The 18,332-nt window shown below is 70.8% G+C and carries 16 protein-coding genes; 5 read left to right on the top strand and 11 right to left on the bottom strand.

From position 1 onward, the window contains the following. Positions 1 to 14: 14 nt before the first annotated feature. Genes BMH31_RS08350 through BMH31_RS08320 form a run of 7 tightly spaced genes read right to left on the bottom strand, consistent with a single transcriptional unit; the run spans position 15 to position 5,342 of the window. Positions 15 to 635 carry a hypothetical protein gene (locus BMH31_RS08350; RefSeq protein WP_143469829.1) on the bottom strand — a complete coding sequence of 207 codons (621 nt, stop codon included), beginning with the start codon at positions 633 to 635 and terminating at the stop codon, positions 15 to 17. Beyond that, a complete protein-coding gene (locus tag BMH31_RS08345) occupies positions 628 to 2,907 on the bottom strand; it encodes a glycohydrolase toxin TNT-related protein (RefSeq protein ID WP_099723422.1) in 2,280 nt (759 codons plus the stop codon). The genes BMH31_RS08350 and BMH31_RS08345 overlap by 8 nt, the downstream gene beginning before the upstream one ends. Positions 2,908 to 2,934: 27 nt before the next feature. Further along, positions 2,935 to 3,279, bottom strand: a complete 345-nt coding sequence (locus BMH31_RS08340; RefSeq protein ID WP_143469828.1) for a DUF6507 family protein — start codon at positions 3,277 to 3,279, stop codon at positions 2,935 to 2,937. Beyond that, positions 3,276 to 3,629 carry a hypothetical protein gene (locus tag BMH31_RS08335; RefSeq protein WP_099723424.1) on the bottom strand — a complete coding sequence of 118 codons (354 nt, stop codon included), beginning with the start codon at positions 3,627 to 3,629 and terminating at the stop codon, positions 3,276 to 3,278. The genes BMH31_RS08340 and BMH31_RS08335 overlap by 4 nt, the downstream gene beginning before the upstream one ends. After that, complete coding sequence (locus BMH31_RS08330) at positions 3,629 to 4,642, bottom strand: DUF6177 family protein (protein WP_099723425.1); 1,014 nt, start codon at positions 4,640 to 4,642, stop codon at positions 3,629 to 3,631. The genes BMH31_RS08335 and BMH31_RS08330 overlap by 1 nt, the downstream gene beginning before the upstream one ends. 22 nt (positions 4,643 to 4,664) lie before the next feature. Then, positions 4,665 to 4,979, bottom strand: coding sequence for a pore-forming ESAT-6 family protein (locus BMH31_RS08325; protein WP_099723426.1), 315 nt, complete (start codon positions 4,977 to 4,979; stop codon positions 4,665 to 4,667). 27 nt (positions 4,980 to 5,006) lie between these two features. Then, the gene (locus tag BMH31_RS08320) at positions 5,007 to 5,342 is read right to left on the bottom strand and encodes a hypothetical protein (RefSeq protein WP_099723427.1); all 336 of its coding nucleotides are present in this window, start codon (positions 5,340 to 5,342) and stop codon (positions 5,007 to 5,009) included. Positions 5,343 to 5,473: 131 nt separating this feature from the next. On the opposite strand from BMH31_RS08320, the gene BMH31_RS08315 reads away from it, so the two are divergent. From BMH31_RS08315 to eccCa, 5 genes are all read left to right on the top strand, one after another. Then, the gene (locus tag BMH31_RS08315) at positions 5,474 to 6,478 is read left to right on the top strand and encodes an FHA domain-containing protein (RefSeq protein ID WP_099723428.1); all 1,005 of its coding nucleotides are present in this window, start codon (positions 5,474 to 5,476) and stop codon (positions 6,476 to 6,478) included. After that, a complete protein-coding gene (locus BMH31_RS08310) occupies positions 6,475 to 6,750 on the top strand; it encodes a hypothetical protein (RefSeq protein WP_099723429.1) in 276 nt (91 codons plus the stop codon). Before BMH31_RS08315 ends, BMH31_RS08310 begins: the two co-directional genes overlap by 4 nt. Then, a complete protein-coding gene (locus BMH31_RS08305; RefSeq protein WP_099723430.1) occupies positions 6,747 to 8,027 on the top strand; it encodes an EsaB/YukD family protein in 1,281 nt (426 codons plus the stop codon). Before BMH31_RS08310 ends, BMH31_RS08305 begins: the two co-directional genes overlap by 4 nt. Before the next feature lie 116 nt (positions 8,028 to 8,143). Further along, positions 8,144 to 8,788 carry a hypothetical protein gene (locus BMH31_RS08300; protein WP_143469827.1) on the top strand — a complete coding sequence of 215 codons (645 nt, stop codon included), beginning with the start codon at positions 8,144 to 8,146 and terminating at the stop codon, positions 8,786 to 8,788. Beyond that, positions 8,782 to 12,681 carry a type VII secretion protein EccCa gene (gene eccCa / locus BMH31_RS08295; RefSeq protein ID WP_099723432.1) on the top strand — a complete coding sequence of 1,300 codons (3,900 nt, stop codon included), beginning with the start codon at positions 8,782 to 8,784 and terminating at the stop codon, positions 12,679 to 12,681. Before BMH31_RS08300 ends, eccCa begins: the two co-directional genes overlap by 7 nt. 48 nt (positions 12,682 to 12,729) lie before the next feature. On the opposite strand, the gene BMH31_RS08290 is transcribed toward eccCa, so the two are convergent. The 4 genes from BMH31_RS08290 to BMH31_RS08275 are packed head-to-tail and all read right to left on the bottom strand — an operon-like array spanning position 12,730 to position 18,291. Further along, the gene (locus BMH31_RS08290; RefSeq protein WP_099723433.1) at positions 12,730 to 13,455 is read right to left on the bottom strand and encodes a hypothetical protein; all 726 of its coding nucleotides are present in this window, start codon (positions 13,453 to 13,455) and stop codon (positions 12,730 to 12,732) included. Next, positions 13,452 to 15,953 (bottom strand): transglutaminase domain-containing protein, encoded by a 2,502-nt coding sequence (locus BMH31_RS08285; RefSeq protein ID WP_099723434.1) that lies wholly within the window; start codon positions 15,951 to 15,953, stop codon positions 13,452 to 13,454. The genes BMH31_RS08290 and BMH31_RS08285 overlap by 4 nt, the downstream gene beginning before the upstream one ends. Continuing rightward, positions 15,950 to 17,302, bottom strand: coding sequence for a DUF58 domain-containing protein (locus BMH31_RS08280; protein WP_099723435.1), 1,353 nt, complete (start codon positions 17,300 to 17,302; stop codon positions 15,950 to 15,952). Before BMH31_RS08280 ends, BMH31_RS08285 begins: the two co-directional genes overlap by 4 nt. Beyond that, positions 17,299 to 18,291, bottom strand: a complete 993-nt coding sequence (locus BMH31_RS08275) for a MoxR family ATPase (RefSeq protein ID WP_099723436.1) — start codon at positions 18,289 to 18,291, stop codon at positions 17,299 to 17,301. The genes BMH31_RS08280 and BMH31_RS08275 overlap by 4 nt, the downstream gene beginning before the upstream one ends. Positions 18,292 to 18,332: the final 41 nt, after the last annotated feature.

Genomic DNA, 18,332 nt, shown 5'->3' with positions numbered 1-18,332 from the left:
ACCGAGGCAGAGCACTAAGCGCGTCGGTCCCCGAGGAGTTCGAAGAGAGGCCCCCCGCTCGGATCGCGCAGTGACTCGAGGACCTGCTGAAGCGGCTGATCGATGTACCAGCTCAACGCCACCGCGCGATCAATTCGACCGGGAGTTCGAGGCACGTCCTCCAAGGGATACGCGCCGCGGAAGCAGTCGATGCCCTGAGCGGAGAAGACCCGCATTCGCCTCGGACCGTCGAATGCTTCGGGTCCCTGCCACGGGACGAATCTCACTTCCAGGCGGCCGGATTCCTGGCCCACCCTCTGCTTCGGGTCGAGGTGATCCTCCGGCGATTTATGAATGTAGCCCAGCCTGTCCCGCACCAGGTCGGCGTATGCCACGCAGAGGTACGCCTCGGCTTGTTCCTGGGTTGCGAAATCGTACACAAACTCGGGCGAAGAGCCCCGGAGGGATTTCGAAAGCCGAACCCATCCATCCGGCAGCGCCTCGAGAACATAGGCCACTTCGCCATGGTCCGCGGTAAATGATGTCCGGCGAGCGCTATCCCCCGGCCCCGAGAAGTAGACCGACTGCCCCGGCGCTTCCAGTTCCGACATCCAGGACACAAAATCCGCGCTCCACGACAGGACGCTCTTATCCAAGGTAGCCTCGCATCTCCATTTCGCTGACACTCAGCTCTTTCCACTTGCCGCTCTCGAGATCCTTCTCCAGGATCCGAAGCTGCAAGCCTCCGCCGTCCCGACCGAACGCCTTATCGATTCTGGATATTTCCAGCCTCACGCCATCTGCCTTCATTCGCTCGATAGCGTCCCCAGCGAATTCGTATTGATAGTACGGCTTATTGAGCGAGTCCACGGGCAACCCACGCTGCTCGAAGGTGGCGGGCTTGCCATGCTCGAACACGCCGAGGTATCCGCCGTTGGGTGCGCCGATCCGGTCGACCTGGACGCCGTATGTCCTCAGGAACTCCGCGGGATCCGAGTACACCACACGCGATCCGGGGACGGCGCCATCATTCGAAGGATAGCGCCACCAGGCCTGCCCTTCCTCTGCCCCAGGCTTCGCGAATCTCTCGTCGTATTCAGCCTTGGTGAGCGGCTGGTTCGTATTGTAATCGCGCCCGTACGGAGCATCCGGATCGGCGATCAGGTCCCAGGTCTTCTGGTTCAGATCGTTCTTCACAGGATACGGGCCGCTGTCGGCGTTATCGGGATAGGTGCGCCCGTCGCCGTCGCCCTTCACATAGCCCTTTTCCTGATCCGCCGGGGTCCGCTCCCAGCCTGGACCGTGGTCCGGTCCGTTCGGTCCGGCGTCGACCGGAGAAGGATGAGCGCCCGAGTCGCCACCGCTGCCATCCGGCCCTCCGGTGTCCTTGCCCGGATCGGGCCGCTGCCCACCATCGCCGTGGGACCCCTCGCCCGAGCCTTCATGGCCGGAGTCGCCCTTCGGATTCCCCGCAGGATCCCGGTCCCCCGCGGATCCGTTCCCGGAATCGCCCTCATGATGGCCGGGGGAACCCTGCCCCGCGGAATCCCCGTCGTGCTTCGGACCGCCACCGGTCTCACCGCCGCGCTCAACGTGCGGCGCCTGCGACCCGCTCCGATCCGGCATCTCGACCCGGGGTCCCTCGCCGGCATGCGGACCCTTGACCCCGTCCGCCACATCGACCTTCGGCGGTTTCGGGTTCTTGAGATCGTCCAGGAGACGCGTCACCCGCTCACCGGCCGCTGCCGCACGCTTGGCAATAGCCTCCGCGGTGTCACGGGCCAGTGCACGGGCGCCCGCGCCCAGTTTCGATCCCTTGCCCGCCCAGCCGGCGATCGGGACGAATCCCGCAGCGACCTCGCCCGCGGCTTCCGCCGGGTTCGTGAACCACTTGTCCCACGAGACGATGCCCTTCAGCATCTCCAGAGACTTCGCTGACGAGTCACCCCAGAGCTTCTGCGCTTCCTTGTCGCCGAGCAGCGCCAGTCCCCAGACCAGGGGATTCACCGTTGCGATCAGCGAGTTCGCCCCGTCGAGCAGCCCACCCCAGGTGTTCCCAAAGGTCTCCCAGGTCCACGACCACTCACGGCCCTCGTAGTTCACCCCCACGAAGTTCAACAGGGAGATGCCCGTGTTCGCGGCACCCTGGCCGAAGTTCTCGGTGCAGGTGCGCTCGTGCTCCGCCTGCTTTCCCCAGGGCAGGTCGGCGGCGTGCTCGCCGCCGATCTTGAGCGCCTCGGCGTCGATCGCCTTGAGCTTCTCACCGGCGGTGTCCCGCAGCGCGTTGATCGCATTCGCGCACTCGACCTGGAGCGCATTGAGTTTCGCGTAGGCGTCGGCGACCTTGTCGAGCAGTTCGTTGTTGCGCTCGACGTGGTCTCCCGACTCGCGCCAGTACGCACGGATCTCGGGGTAGCCAAGCCAGCCCGCGCGGACCGTCTCGCCCCGTCCCCTGAGGTACTCGAACGGGTCGGTGACGATGTTCACCTTGGAGACCTGGATATCCCACTCGTACGCCTTCGTACGATGGGCGAGCACCCAGACCCGGTTCTCGCTGTCGAAGTCGGAGGCGAGCCACTTGGCGGCCTCGGATTTGACCGCCTCGAGCGACTTCTTCACCGCCACGAGCTCCTGGCCGTACGTCCGGAGCGCAGCGGCGACCTTGGTCAGCTTGCTCGCGACCGTGCGGGTCGACGCGGTCGCCGGAGCCATACCGCCGTAGACGATCTGCGCATCCGGCGCGACGAACGACGCCGAGATCGGGGTCCAGGCCGTGTCGACGCCGTCGGCGCTGGCGCTCACCTTGCCTGCGACGAGGTCGAGCGCGTCGGCGGCGCTCGTGATGGACTCGGGCTTGAGATCGTCCGTCGGGATACCCGGAGGGTAAATCAGTCCGTCCGACGACTTCGACGTTCTGCTATCTGCCACGGTGGGGAACTTTCTGGTCGTACCGGGTCAGAACCGGGTGGTGTCGCTGGTGCTGGCCGCCTTGCCCGCGGCGGTGATCGAGTTCTGCGCCATCTGCTCGTCGCCGGCGAAGTAGCAGTTCGCCGCCGCAGAGGTGCAGTTCAGGGTGTTCTTGACCGTCTCGCCGATCCGCTTCAGCCTGCCGTCGCGCTGATCGACGAGGAACGCCTGGAGGGCGCCTGCGACGATCCCGTCGCCACCGCCGCCGTCGATGACCGGCTGCTGCACGCTCTCGCCCATGCCGCTCAGCGCGGTCGACAGCGCCAGGAATGCGGTCTCGGTGCTCTGCAGGGTCGTGTTGATGCCCTGCGGGTCCAATTGCCAACCGCTCACAGTTGCATTCCCTTCACCACGGGCGTGCCTCCCGACAGCTCGGCGAGCCCGAAGAGCACCGCGAGTCCGCGTTCGATGCTGCCCTGCGGACCCGCCCCCTCGTACCAGCAGGTCGTGTCATCGGGCACCTCGACCTCGTGCCGGAATACGCGGCGGAGGTCGGCCTGGGTCTCCACGACGCGAGCGCGCCCGAGGGTGATCACCGGCGTCCCGTCGAACTCGGTGAACTCCAGGGTTCCCCCGTCCCGAGTCTGCGTGGCGACCAGCGGAGGATTCATCACCTCGGCGATGCCCCGCTGCTCCTCGACCGAGATCGGGCCGGGAGCGAACAGTGCGAACTCGACCGGCATCACCGACCACCCCCGTCCAGCGCTCCGACGATCGCCGATTCGCCGAATGCTTCGGCAAGGCTCTTCGCCTGCTGCCACGGCGTGCCCGAGACGCCGTCGAAGCCTGCGATCACCGAGGGCAGGCGCCGACGACCGGCAGCGCTGATACGGTGCTCGGTCGCGAGGGCCTCGAGGTCGACGCCGAGCGCACGCACGGCGCGGGGGCCGATCAGCACGGCGGCCGGAACGATCGCAGGAGTCGGAGCCGACGGGTACGCTCCGCTCCGCCAGCCGGGCATCACGCAGACGGAGCCGATCATCGGCATCGATACGGAGTCGGCGACCTGGGAGAGCACGTCCGTCGCGGTCGATGCGACCTGCGGGAACGGGGTGCCGATCGGCGCGACCGGCATGGTGGCGGTCACGATCTCCATCACCCCGGTCGGTGTCCGGGACACGGAATGCACGCCCTGGAACACGCCTCCGCCGCCCGAGAGGAAGGTGCGGATCGTCGGCATCTGCGAGCGCAGGTACTCGGTGTAGCGCCGTTTCTCCCACACGAGAGGAGCCGGTTCGTGCGCGCCCCAGGCGCTGATGCCGCACCCGGCGAGCCCTTCCGCGAGGATCTCCGCGAACGAACCGATCTCGACCTCCACGGATGCGCTGTGGTGCGCCGACGCCATCACGACCGCCTGCAGCGCATCGGGTTCCGAGGGCCACTCGCCCGTCCAGGGCTCACCGGGTCCCGCGCAGGCCTCGGACACGGTCCCACCGCGCGCGCCGGAATCGAGGTCCATGAAGCCTCCGCTGACCCAGACGAGCCGGCGTGCGCCGAAGGCCTCGCAGTAGAAACGCGCCGCGAAGGACCACCAGGCATCCGCGCGGGCGACGACGACAGGCGTCAGGCCGGCGCCGTGCGCCGCGGTGAGGAAATCCGCGAGCGGTTCACTGAAATGGATCGTCGCCGCGAACGATTCCGTGCAGGCGTAGGGCCCTTCTCCGAAGTCCAGCAGCGGATGCTCGAACTGCGTCATCCAAACACTCCAGACGGCCCGATCAGCCGATGTTGGCGACCGCGGACTTCGCCTTGTTGATCGCCGCCTGCGCGGTCTCGTCGTTCTGCGCCATCGACTGCTTGAGCGTGTGGACGATCTCGCGCACGCCGTCGGCCGCGTTCTTCCAGCGGAGCTCCTTCGCGGCGTAGTCGTCGGAGACGCCGGTCGCCTCGTAGTCGCTCATCGCGGTGCGCACGTCGGCATCACGCTGCTCGATGAGCGTCTCGAGCCGAGCGGCGACGGCGAGGAAGTTCTCCTGCGCGGACTGCGAGGCCGCGAGGTCGAAATCGCGGCGTTCGAACTGGTTCCCAGCCATGTGTGGTGTCTTTCTCTCGCGTGCGGGTCAGCGGCTCGATGAGAAGCGGGCGGCGTCGAAGGACACCGAGCTCTCGGTCTGCCTGGTCTGATCGGACATGTCCTGGTCGCCTTCCTTGAACGACAGATCCATGCCCGCGATACCGCCGAGCACTGCGGCGAGCGCGGCGTTCAGCTCGGCGGCGACCTGATCGCTCTGCGCCTTGAAACGGTCGAACGCGGCTCGGCCGGCGCCGTTGAAGTTCCCCTCGAGGGGTTCGCCGGCCTGCACCAGCTGCTTGACGAGCGCGCCGAGGTCGTCGTTCGAAGACGAGGTCTTCTTCGTGAGTTGGGAGAGGGTCTCTGAGCCCATAGCGAACTTCATGACGCCCAGTATTCTTCATCTTCGCCGTAAAGTCGAACCCTCGATCCTGTTTTCCCTAGACTGTACGAGTCGTCCGAGACGCGAAACGCGTCGTGGGGCAGGGCAGGGACCGATCACCAGGGAGGCCGCGCATGGTCGCGAAACGCGCGAGTCGGGAGCTGCCCTGCCCGTCGTGCGGATTCCGCGTGCCGTCGCGCGCCGCGGCATGCCCCCGCTGCGGCGTTCCGATCGTTCGCGCAGCGCCGAAGATCGTGCAGCCGCGCCCCTATCGGGGCCCGTTCACCCTGGCGAGCGCCGGACGCATCATAGGCGCGATGTTCGTCGACGTGCTCGCGCCGGTCCTCCCCGTGCTGCTGCTCGCGCCGCTCGGCGCGGTCGCGCTCGCGGTGTTCCTCTGCTGCGCGGTGCTCCTGCTGCAGCTGGCGGGCTTCCTCCGCCGCGGGCGGAGTCTCGGATGCCTCGTCTGGGGGATCCGCGCGGTCTCGGCCGAGACCGGTTCGGCGCCCGGTGCACGCCTGTCCGGGCTCCGTTTCGCCAGGGTCCGCGGAAGCGGCGCGCACGACCCGCTCGATCCCTACTGGGCCGTCCCGGCGCTGCCCGCGGCCCCGGCGCCGCTCCGCGCCCCGGCGAGCACCGCGACCGATTCGGCGAGCGCCGCGGTCGCGGTTCAGGAGGGCCGGGAGAGCCCGTCGCCCGACCCCGGGACCGCCGCGCCGGTCCCCCCGGCGGATGCCGTGTCCGGGCTCCCCGAGGACCTCGAGCGAACCGCGTGGGTGGCTTCTCCGCTCAGGCAGGGCGCCGCGGTGCTCGTCATCGACGACGAGGTCCGGCTCCCCACCGCTCGGGTGATGCTCATCGGGAGGAATCCGAGCCAGGACACGGATGCCGACGCCGTCGCGGTGGCCGTCCCCGACCTGCACCGGGAGCTCTCGAAGGTCCACTTCCGGCTGGATCAGGCCGCCGACGGCACCATGTCGATCACGGACCTCGCATCGACCAACGGCACGTTCGTGGAGGAGGACGAGCTGGTCGCCCATGTTCCCCGTGTCCTCCGCGTCGGCGAACGGGTCTTCGCCGGAGGGCACCGGCTCCGAGTCGAACCGCGCACCCGTACCCACGAGTTGGAGGCCCGATGAGCCGGCATGAGGACCAGGCGCTCCTGGAGGCCGTCTCCACGCACCGGCAACGACTGCGAGGCGCCTTCGTCGGAGGTCGCGCAGGAATCGGCCGCGGCGCCGCCACGCTCACCGGGCGGCTCATCGGCAGCCTCGTGATCGCCGCGGTCGCCTGCGCCGTCTGCGTCGGAGTCTCGTTCGTCCTGAGCGTCCTGCCCACGCTGAAGCAGCCGAAGGCCGTTCCGGCCCCGGTCGTCCCGACCGCCGTCCACGAGAAAGCCCAGTCGCAGTGAACGATTCCATCCGCATGATCGTGAGGGGTGCATCGAAGCGCGCCACCATCGTGGTACCCGCAGACGAACCCCTCGCATCGCTGCTCCCGGACATTACGATGCTCCTCGAGGAGCAGCCGTCGCCGGCCGGGTTCACCCTGGTGACGCCGATCGGCACCGAGCTCGACCTCTCCGCGTCCCTGGCGGAGCAGGACATCGCGACGGGAACGGTCCTCCGTGTCCTCCCGGTGTCCGAAGCGCCGTCGCCTCCCGAGGTCTCGGACGTCACCGACGCCGTCGCCGAGCACTTCGAGCAGATCGGATCCGCCTGGGGCGCCGCCCACCGGTTCACCGTCGCCGCCGTCGCGCTCGGGGCGGTGAGCGCGCTCATCACCCTGCGCTTCCCGGAGGCCGTCTGGCTGAGCCCCGCACTGTTCATCGTTTCGCTGGTCGCGGCGCTCGGGTTCGGATGGGCGATGTCGCTCCGCGCCGGCATGCTCGCCGCGGCGCTCGGCATCGGTGCGGTCCCGGCCCTTTCGCTGCTCGTCGCCCCGCTGTTCCCCGGCTCCCGAGTTCCGGTGACCATCGCCACCGCGCTGCTCCTGCTCTGGGTGCAGCTCGGAGCGGGCGGGGGTCGCCGTGCCGCGCTCGGTGCGGCCGCGGGCGGTCTGAGCGCGATCACCGCTCTCATCGCGCTCGCCCTCGGGGCGACTCCGGCCGAGACCGCGGCCGTGCTCGTTCCGCTGCTGGTCCTGGCGCTCGGGATGCTGCCGACCGCGGCGCTGTCGCTCGCGGGCGTGTCCCTCCTGGACGATCGCGGGCTCTCCGGAGAGCTCGTCCCGCGGGTCGGCGTCGTCGACCGCGCGGCCCGGGCTTACGGGGCATTCGGCTGGGCGATCTTCGCGGTGGCGGGCGTCGGCGGCCTGTCCGCCGCGGTGCTCCTCTCCGACGGCGGAATCTGGACGACGCTGCTCGGGCTGGCGCTGCTCCTCATCATGCTCCTGCGCACGAGGATCATGCCCCTCCCGACGCACCGGCTGGCGCTCTGGGGGTTCTCCCTGCTGGGCCTCTTCGCGGGCGGTCTCGCACGAACGCACGATCCGGCGTGGGTGCTGCCGGTCGCCGCAGGAATCCTCATCGCGACCGCGCTCCTGCTCGCGCTGCTGCGCCCCCGGCCCCATTCCCGGGTGCGACTGCGCAGGCTCGGGGATCTGCTCGAGGCGCTCGCGGCGCTCGCGGTCCTCCCCCTGATGCTGGGCGTGTTCGGCATCTACGAGATGCTACTCCGGGTGTTCTGATGCCGCCGTTCCTCTTGTCCGCCTCTGCGCAGCGCGCCTTCCTCGACCAGCGAGCCCGGACCGAGGCGCCGGTTCCGGCGTCCAGGTCGCTCGCGTTCCTCTCGCTGGAGCCCTCGGTGGGGGTCTCCACCCTGGCCCGTCTGGCGCTCGAGCAGCTGCGGCAGCCCCACGCCGACCGCCTGCTGCTGGTCGATACGAGTCCTGGGCAGACCGCTGGGACGATCCTGCAGTCGAGCAGGCCGCTGCCGGACGCCCTGGCCTCCCGCCTTCCCGCGGAGGCGCGCCAGTGGCTGGGGTACCGCGACGGGATCGCGGCCCTGGCGTTCACGAACGCCGAGCCCTCCGATTGGAACCGAGTGGTCTCGCCCCTCGTGCGCCATTTCGACATCACCTGCACCGACTGGGGTGCCCGCCCGTTCGAGACGGCGGCCCGAATCGCCCGGTTCAGCCATACGATCTGCCTGGTGGCGAGCGCCGAACGAGAGGCCGCGGAAGCCGCGATCGCTCTCGCGAGCGCGGTGGCGGAACAGCGCCCGGCCTCCCGGCCCGTGGTCGCGCTCTCGGATGTGACGCGCACGGGGTCGACCTGGCCGACGATCGTCTCGGAACGGCTCGGGTTCCCCGTCGTCGGGGTTCCCTACGATGACGCGCTCCGCGCCGGATCCGCACCGGGCGGGCGCACCCGGCGGTCCGCGCTCGCGCTCGCGGCTGCGCTCATGGCGGACCCCGACGAGCCGCTGCAGGGAGGGACTCGATGGTGAAGCTCGTGCATCGGCCGGCGCGGATCAACCCCCCGCTGGAGCGACCGGAACCGCGGGTCCTCGCTGCCCCGCCGCAGCAGGGAGACGCGGTCCCCGGAGGCCTCCCGCTGCGCACGCTCCTCCCCGTGTTCGGATCGCTGTCGTCGATCGTGATGATCGTGGTGCTCCGGGCCAACCCGGTCATGGTCGTGATCGGCGCGGTGATCCTCGTCGTCGCGCTCGTCGGCGGTATCGGGATGGCCGTCGGGCAACGCGGTCAGGCCGCCCGAGCGCGGCGTCGGGAGCGCGAGCGCTATCTCGACTACCTCGAGAATCTGCGCGCCGAACTCCGCGAATCCCACACCCGCACCCGGACGTGGGCGCGGGTGCTGCACCCCGACCCGGTGCAGCTGTCCGAGGCCACGCGCAACCCGGAGCAGCTGTGGGATCGACGTCGAAGCGACCCGGATTTCCTGGAGGTGCGCGTCGGCGTCGGCGTCGTGCCCTGGTTTGACCTGCAACTCCCGCCCGGGGCCAACCCAGTGCAGCCCTACGATGCGATCATGGCGGGCGAGGCGCAGAGCGTGATCCGCACGCATTCGGCCGTCGCGGGAATGCCCGCGACCATCGGGCTGCGCGGAGCCGGCACCGTCGCGATCGTCGGGGCCGAGGCCGAGACGCACGCGATCGCCCGGAACCTGATCGCGCAGATCGCGGTGTCCCACGCTCCCGAGGACGTGCGGCTCGGGCTCGCGGTCCCTCCGGAGCTGCTCCACGAGTTCCCGAACGCGGATCTCCTGCCCCACCTCGGAATGGACACCTGGGACGGACCGCTCCCCGCTCGCCGGATCGCGCCCGATCAGCGCGAACTGCTCGCCCTCATCCGCGCCGAACTGGCCGAACGCACGGCTCGGGCGGCCTCGCGTCTGCGCAACGGCAACCGGTCCGCCTCGTCCGAGACCCCGCTCGTGCTCGTGCTCGACCACTCGCGCGCCCGGGCCGAGAACCTGATCCTTCCCGAGGGGTTCAGCCCGGAACAGCTCGGCATCACCGTCGTCACCCTGGTGCCCGACCGCCTGCAGGAACCGAGCGACACGAAGCTCCGGCTCACCGTCGCCGAATCCGGCGAACAGGTGCAGATCGAGCGGCTCCTCCCGGGACGTGACACGGTGGAGGCGGTCCCGGACCGCCTGGACCCGATCCCCTTCGAGACGCTCGCCGCGCGACTCGCGCCGCTCCGCCTCTCGCCGCAGTCGCGGAGCGAGTCGGACGAGGAGCGCTCCGAACTCGACATCCTGCAGATCCTCGGCGTCGACTCGCTCGCCGACATCTCCCATGAGCAGTGGCGCCGCCGTTCGACCCGCGACTTCCTGCGGGTCCCGTTCGGTACCGGAGACGACGGCGCCCCGGTCGCGCTCGACCTCAAGGAGTCCGCGCACGGCGGCATGGGTCCGCACGGGATCTGCATCGGCGCGACGGGCTCGGGAAAATCCGAGTTCCTGCGCACGCTCATCCTCAGCCTCGTGATCTCGCACGGGCCAGATGACCTGGCGATGATCCTGGTCGACTACAAGGGCGGCACCGCGTTCACGCCGTTCCAGTCCGTCCCGCACATCGCCGGACTCATGGACAACCTCGAGAACGACGCCCAGCTGATCGAACGGGCCAGAGCCTCGATCTCCGGAGAGGTCGTCCGGCGGCAGCGCCTCCTGAAGGAGGCCGGCGGCTTCGCCTCGATCACCGACTACCGGAGCGCACGCGAAGCAAACCCGGCGATGCCGCCGCTGCCGCATCTCTTCCTGGTCATCGACGAGTTCGGTGAGCTCCTCACCGCGCAACCGGAGTTCATCGACCTCCTGCTGCAGATCGGGCGCATCGGCCGCGCGCTCGGAATCCACCTGCTGCTCGCGAGCCAGCGCATCGAAGCGGGCAAGCTGCGCGGTCTCGACACCTACCTGTCGTATCGGATCGGACTTCGCACGTTCTCCGAGCAGGAGTCCTCCGTGATCCTCGAGACCCCCGACGCGTTCCATCTCCCGCCGTACCCCGGCTACGGGTACCTGAAGGTCGACACGACCGTGTACACCCGTTTCAAGGCCGGATACGTCGCAGGCCCGGTGCCCGGCCCCAACCTGCTCGAGCGTTCCGCCGAGGAGAACGGCTGGGAGGTGTTCGTGCAACCGCCCTACAACACCATCGAGGCGATGTTCGCCGGGGACGCCGGAGCGGGTCCCGGCGCTCCCGCAGCGAGTGCGAAGCGCTCCCTCATGGAGGAATCCGTGGCGAGGCTCCGGGCTCCGGAACTGCAGACGACGCCGGTCTGGCTCCCGCCGCTGCCCGACCGGTTGCCGCTGTTCGAAGTCGTCGACGAGCACCGTCGCGCGCCGCTGCAGGTCCCCATCGGGCTGCTCGACGAGCCCGCGCGCCAGTCGCAACAGCCCTGGACGGTGGATCTCACCCGAGCCGGTGGGCACTTCGCGGTGATCGGTGCGCCCCAGACGGGTCGGTCCACCTTCCTCCGCACCTTCGCCGCGGGTATCGCGACGACGCACACGCCCAAGCAGGTCACGATGTACGGTCTCGACCTCACGGGTGCGGGCCTCGCGCGGCTCGAGGACTTCCCCCACGTCGGCGGAGTCGCGACTCGCGCGAACCGGGAGCAGCAGGTCAGGCTCCTCGAGGAGCTGCAGCACATGATCGACGAACGGGAGCGCCTGTTCCGCGTCCACCGGATCGAATCGCTCTCGCAGTTCCGGAACGCGCACGCTGCCGGAAAGCTCCCGCAGGTGGTCTCGCCCGACATCGTCCTGCTCGTCGACGGGTACGGCCTGGTCCGCCAGGACTTCGACGCCCTCGCGGACCAGTTGGCCGACCTCCTCACGCGCGGGAGCTCCTTCGGGGTCCACCTCGTGCTCGCGCTCACTCGCTGGAACGAGGTCACGATGGGGCTCCAACCCCTCATCGGGAACCGCGTCGAGCTCCGCCTCAACGACCCCACCGAGTCGACGATCAAACGGAAGCTCTCCGAGACGATCCGGCCGAATCAGCCCGGACGGGTGCTCACCGACGGCCAGCTCTTCGCACAGGTCGCCCTGCCGGTGATCGAGGACGTCGAGGACGATCTGATCGGCGACGCCCTGACCGAGCTCGCCCAGCAGATCGGACGCGCCTGGAACGGACCCGAGGCTTCTCCCATCCGCCTGCTCCCGGAGGATCTCGCCCCTGCGACCCTCCCCGACGCGTTCGCGGAGCCCGACGGGATTCCAATCGGCCTGCGCCAGGACACGATGGAACCCGTCCTCCTGGACTTCGCGGGCGCCGATCAGCACGTCCTGGTGCTCGGCGATGCGGGGAGCGGGAAGACCACGCTGCTCCGCCAGATGTGCGCAGCGCTCATCGACCGGCTCTCCCCGGAGGAGCTCGTGGTCGCCCTCATGGAACCCCGTGGACGCCTCGCGGGCGCACTCCCCGACGACTATCTCGGCGGACACGCGAACAACGCGGTGAAAGCCAAGCAGCTCTCGGCCGCACTCGCCCTCGAACTCGACAAGCGGCAGAACGAGGGCGCCGACGCGTCGCTCCGCATCGTCGTCGTCATCGACGACTACGACATCCTCTCCGCGGGAGGCACGTCGCCGCTCGAGCCGCTCATGCCCTATCTCGCCTCTTCACGCGATCTCAACTTCAACGTCGTGCTCACCCGACCGGTGGCCGGGGCCGCGCGCGCGATGTTCGAATCCATGGTGCAGAGCGTGAAGGACACCGGGGGCACGGGAATCATCCTGTCCGGTGAGCGCGCCGAGGGGCCGCTCTGGCCGGGGGTCTACGCCTCGGGGGCGGTGCCCGGCAGAGGCAAGCTGGTTCGCCGCGGGCAGCCGCCGCGACTCGTTCAGATCGCCAATCAGCAGGACTGACCCGGTCGTCCCGTACCGCTCCGAGGTGCCCGGCAGGTTCGGAACCGGCTAGCCGAAGGCGAGGACCGCGACGCCCCAGAGGCCGAGCGCCGAGACGACGACCGCGGCGCCGAGACCGATGATCGTACCGAGCCCGAAGCGCCGGTTCGCGCGGGCGGTCGAGCGCAGCCCGTCCCGCACGGCCGAAGGCGGCTCGGGTACCGACGCCGGCGGCGGGCCGAACCGTTCCGAGAGGGCGCTTCCCCGGCTCGCGTCAGCTTCGCCGAGGCTCCGCACCGGACTCAGGACCGGGATGCCCGGCGCGACGCCCCGCCGCGGCAGGGTGTGCTCCTCGGGAGGGGTCGGCGCGTCGGGGATCCGCAGCTTCGCGTCGAGCGGGGACTTGAACATGCGCGCGACGACATCGGCCGGCAGCTGCCCCGCGGACGGCTCCTCGATGGGCGGCGCCGGGTTCGCCGTGCCGCTGCGGGTCGACCGTCCCGAATCCTCGACGGTCGGTTCGGGCCGCGGGGTCTGCTCGGGTCGCGGGCGCCGCGCGACGACGATCGTCCCGTCGTCGTCCGCCTGAGCAGGGTCCGCACTCCGCGGCGGTCGAGCCGCCACGATGGTCGCGTCGTCCGGCGCTGCCGACGCCTTCGGGTCTGCGGCCGATTCGGCGGCCGATCCGGCGGCATCCGCCGCGGTGCGGGCGCGCGGCGCGACGACGGTCGCGTCGAGCTCGTCCTCCCCGCCCGGGCCGGTGCCGGTTCCGGCTCCTGCGTGTTCCTCCGTCATCTTCGGCTCCCTCCGCGCGATCGTCGTGGGCGCCGGGTCCGTGCGCGCCGCGCTTCGGGCAGCAGCGAGCGCAGCGAGAACCGCGCGCGCATCCGCCCCCAGAACCCGATCCGCTGGCGCCGTTCGAGCAGCGCCTCGTCGACCACGGCCCAGACCTGCTCGGCCTCCGCGTCGCCGATGCCCTCTCGGGCGTAGACCGCGCGGTCCACGGTCCAGGCAGCCCAGTCACCGCCGGCCACCCCGAGCTCTTCGGCGACATCGCGGCGGCTGCCCCGGGATCGGGGCGCGGCGCCGCTGTCCGTGTACCCGTCGACGAGCTCGTCCCAGGCGCCGAGCGCGCGGATTTCGGGGGCCGCGGTCTGCCGCCTGCGGCGGATGCGGAGCCGCTTCGCGACCGGGACGAAGAGCAGCGGCAGGGCGAGCAGCACCAGCGCCAGCGCCGAGAGCCCCACGCTCTTCAGGATCGGCCAGAGCGCCGCGAAGCTGTTGCGCTGCGGGTCGGGCACCGGATCGGTGGAGTCGCTGCTCGACCCGCTCGGCGGGTCCGCGACCGTCGCATTGCGGTCCTCGGGCACCGTCGGAAATTCGGGGAGCTGCTCGCCGCGGTCGAGCGTGACTGGCGGCATCGCGACCTGCGGGCTCGTGTCGAGCGGAGCCCAGTCGCCACCATCACCGCGCACCTCGATCCACGCCGCGAGATTCTCGCCGGTGCAGGCCTCGGCGCACGCCGGGATACCGGGCACCCCCGCACGTTCGCCGCCGAGCCGCACACCGAGCACGACCCGGGAGTCGTAGCCCATAGCCCGGGCGATGAGCGCGGCTGCGGCCGAGAACTGCTCGTCGTCGCCGATGCCCGCAACGAGCGCCCGCTCGTCGCTCGTCTCGCCCGCGGCCGCCTGTTGTTCGTTCAGCTGCTGGAAGAGCTGCTCGATCCGGGCGACCGAGTGCCCGCCGGCGCTCGGCACGAAGCGCGTGCCGTACTGCGGCGCGAGCGCGGTGATCCAGTTCCGTTCGCCCTCGCCATCGGTGAGCGAGTGGCTGAGGTAGCCACGCTGGCGCAGCCGGTCGATGGCTTCGAGAAGTCCGTCGCGGTCAGCGGGGAGCCGCTGTTCGTCGAGCCAGCGCTTCAGCTGCGGCATGCGTTCGAGGTCGATGAGCGGTTTCGCGTTCGCGGGGCGCTCGGCGGGCTTGGCGTCGCTGGCGGCGCTCATCCGGACCGAGTACTCGTCGCCCGTGCGCAGACCGCTGCCGCCGGGCACCGCGATCGCCGCCCAGCTGCCGCGGCTGATGTAGAAGCTGTCGCCCAGCTCGGACGCCCGCGGCCCGAGGAAGGCGGGCGGTTCGGCGAGCGGGGGCGCGACCGGCAGCCAGATCCCCCGGTAGCCGTCGATCCGGATCCGGACCTCGGTCGGTTCCGCGATGGGATCGCCGCTCGGGAACCGGGTGAATCGGCCGTCCTCGCCCGGGTCCACGAAGAAGTCGACCCCGTCGTAGTCGTCGAGCACGGCCATGCGCAGCCGGGCCGGCAGCGCCCCGTCCCCGGACACGGTGAACAGGGTCCGATCGAACTCGTCGTCCCGCTTCGCCGACCGGTAGGAGGCGAGCGGACTGGTCTGCTGACGAACGACGAGCTGGGGATCGATGCTGTCGCGCGGCACCGTGCGGTCCGAGCCGATGGCCGGCGCGATCAGCGCGCCCGCGCCGAGCGCGACCACTGCGATCACCGCGGCGCTGAGCGCGCGCATCGCGGTGTTGCGACGCGCCCCGCCGGAACGCTCCTCGGGTTGGCCGAGGCGACCCAGCCTGAGCGCCGCACGGCGTTCGATCCCGGACGACCATGCGACCCAGACCGCGCCGATCAGGCAGGCCCCGGCCCACAGGACGAGCTCCCTCGGCGCTTCGATCCGCAGCGGCCCGAGGCCGAGGGGCGCACTGACCCGAGAGGCGCCGAACACGACGCCGAAGAGCACCGGCACGAGCACGGGGAGCGCCGCGAACGGGGCCGTGCGGCGTCCGGAGAGCGCGAGTGCGACGACCGCCGCGGTGGTGACCATCGTGACGACGAGCAGCGGGACGAGCACCGCCTGGTAGCTGCCGACGGGCAGTGTCAGGGTGAGCAGCTGCTTCCAGCCGAGCGCGACCGAGGCGAGACCGTCGCTCAGCCCGCGCACCCAGCCGGCGGGACCGGTGGCCAGGGCTCCGGGGACGGCGAGCGGCACGACCGCCGCGACGAACGCGCCGATCAGCGCCACCGGGGTCATGAGGCCCCAGCCCCACCGGCGTCCGCACCACACGATCCCGGCGGCGAGCGCCCAGCCGGCCCCCGCCACGAGCCAGACCTGCGGGGTGCGGTAGATCGGCATCGCCGAGGCGGCCCCGAGCGCGGCGGCGGCGGCGCTCAGCAGCAGCGCGCCGAGCGAGATCGCCGCGGACGGCCGTCTCGACGTGTTCGAACGTCGTGCGCGTCGTCGCGGGGCCGACCGCACCTCGCCGCTCACGCGAAGCCTCCGCGCACCATGAGCTGCGGCAGGTCGTCGAGCGCGCCGACGGTGAACATGGTTCCGGCGTCGAACAGCCGGGCGGCGGGGTCGGCGAGCCGTTCGCAGCGCACCACGAGCACGTCGATGTCCTCGGCGAACGCGGCGGCCGCGCGCCGCAGGCGCGACGGGTCGGGGACCGATCCGGTGACGAGCATCACGATCGAGAGCGGACGCCGCGACTCGGCGAGGTTGCGCGCCAGGCGTTCGATCGGCAGTGGATCCTCGGCGCCTTCGAGCTCGGCCCAGGCGTCGAGCAGCTGGGTCGGCGTCTGCGCGGGCAGTTCTTCGAGCCCGTCGATGCTCGGGCGGATCCGGCCGGGGGCCCACTGCGAGGCGATGAAGCGTTCGCGGCCCTCGCGCACCGCGAGCAGGCCGAGGGAGGCCGCCGCGCTGACGCCGAGTTCGAACTCCTCGTCGTCGGCGTAGGAGGTGCGGTCGGCGTCGAAGAGGACCGCGGCCCGCGCGGTCTGCGACTCCTCGTACTGGCGCACCATCAGCGTGCCGGTCTTCGCGGTCGACTTCCAGTGCACGTGCCGGAGCGCGTCACCGTGCACGTATTCGCGGACCGCGTGGAACGAGAGGTCGGAGTCGGTGAGTCGGCGGCTCGACGCGCCCTCGAGGTCGCGCACGAGTCCGACGGATCCCGGCGGGAGCAGCACCGTGCGCGGGTGCACGTGGATGAGGTGGCGGTCGCGCCAGGTGATCTCGCGGCGTACGAGCCCGAGCGGGTCGCGGCGAGCGAGTTTCAGCGGCCCGACGCCGATGACTCCGCGCGCGGTCGTCGCGATCTCCACGGGGACGGTCGTCTCGCCGTGCGGCCCGATGAACGGGATCGCGATCTCGCGCAGCGCCTCCCCCACGGGCAGTTCCGCGGTCGCGGGGAGCGCGGGCCGCGCACCGGCGTTCTCGACCTCGATGCCGAGGCGCACCCGCCCGCCCGCGGTCACCCGTGTACGGTCGACGGCGATGCGGATCAGGTAGGCGCGGGAGCCCAGCAGGAACGGGAGGCCGAGCAGCAGCAGGATCCCGAACGCCGCTGCGACGAACCAGGCCTCGATCCAGCCGAGGGTCGCGGCGAGCACGAGCGAGAGGATCGCGGCGCCCAGCACGAAGTAGCCGGTCGGCGTGACGGTCTCCGCGGTCCGGCGCATGCGGCGTCGATTGCGGCGCCACCAGCGGCGCGCGCGCCGGCGCCCAGCGCTGAGGTATCCCGTCGAGCGCTGGGTGTCGCCGAAGCGCGTGCTGGTGGTGCCCCGGGTCGCCGTACCGGTGTCGGAGATCGGGGCGCGTGAGGTGTTCTGTCTCACACCGAGCCGTTCTCCTGGGGCGCGGAGACGTCGAGCAGGATCTGGCCGAGCACCTGCGCCGCCGTCACCCCGTCGAACTCGGCCTCGGGCTCGAGCACGAGGCGGTGCGTCAGCACCGGCATCGCGAGGTCGCGGACGTCGTCGGGAGTGACGAAGTGCCGGCCGCTCGCGGCGGCCCAGGCGGAGGCGAGGCGCACGAGGGACAGCGCGCCGCGCACGCTCGCGCCGAGACGCACTTCGTTCGCGCGGCGGGTGGCCTCGACGAGGCGCACCGCGTACTCGGCGACGAGCGGGCTCACGTGCACGCGGTTGATCAGGTCCTGCGCCTGGGTCACCATTCCCGTCGTGACGACCGGGGCGAGGGGCTGCTGGTGCGAGCGGTCGCCCTGCAGGATCCGGGTCATCGCCGCCTGGTCGGGGTAGCCGATCGAGGTCTTCACCATGAACCGGTCGAGCTGGGCCTCGGGCAGCCGGTAGGTGCCCGCCTGCTCGACCGGGTTCTGGGTCGCGATCACGAGGAACGGGCTGCCGACGTCGTGCGAGGTGCGGTCGACCGTGACCCGGCCCTCCTCCATCACCTCGAGCAGCGCCGACTGGGTCTTCGGGCTGGCCCGGTTGATCTCGTCGGCCAGGACGACGTTCGCGAAGATCGGGCCCGGGTGGAACTCGAAGGCTCCCGCGCGCTGGTCGAAGACCGACATGCCGGTGATGTCGCTCGGCAGCAGGTCGGGGGTGAACTGCACGCGCGATGACGAGCCCTGGATCACTTCGCCGAGGGCGCGGGCGAGCGCCGTCTTGCCCGTCCCCGGCACGTCCTCGAGCAGCACGTGGCCTCCTGCGAGCACGCAGGCGATCACCAGCTCGACCACACGGCGCTTGCCGTGGATCGACTGCTCGATCGCGTCCGCCGTGGTCGAGAACAGGCGCGCGACCCACTGGGCCTGCTCGGGTGAGATCGCCGTCGAGTCGGTCTGGGGCTGCGTGTTCATGCTGGGCCTTCTGCTGGGAGAGGTAGGGGGAGGTGAGTCGA

Origin of the sequence: Leucobacter sp. OLIS6, assembly GCF_002752355.1 — a bacterium.
Lineage (GTDB): Bacteria > Actinomycetota > Actinomycetes > Actinomycetales > Microbacteriaceae > Leucobacter.
The sequence above is the reverse complement of the archived record's forward strand: the minus strand, read 5'-3'. Positions and strand labels throughout refer to the sequence as shown.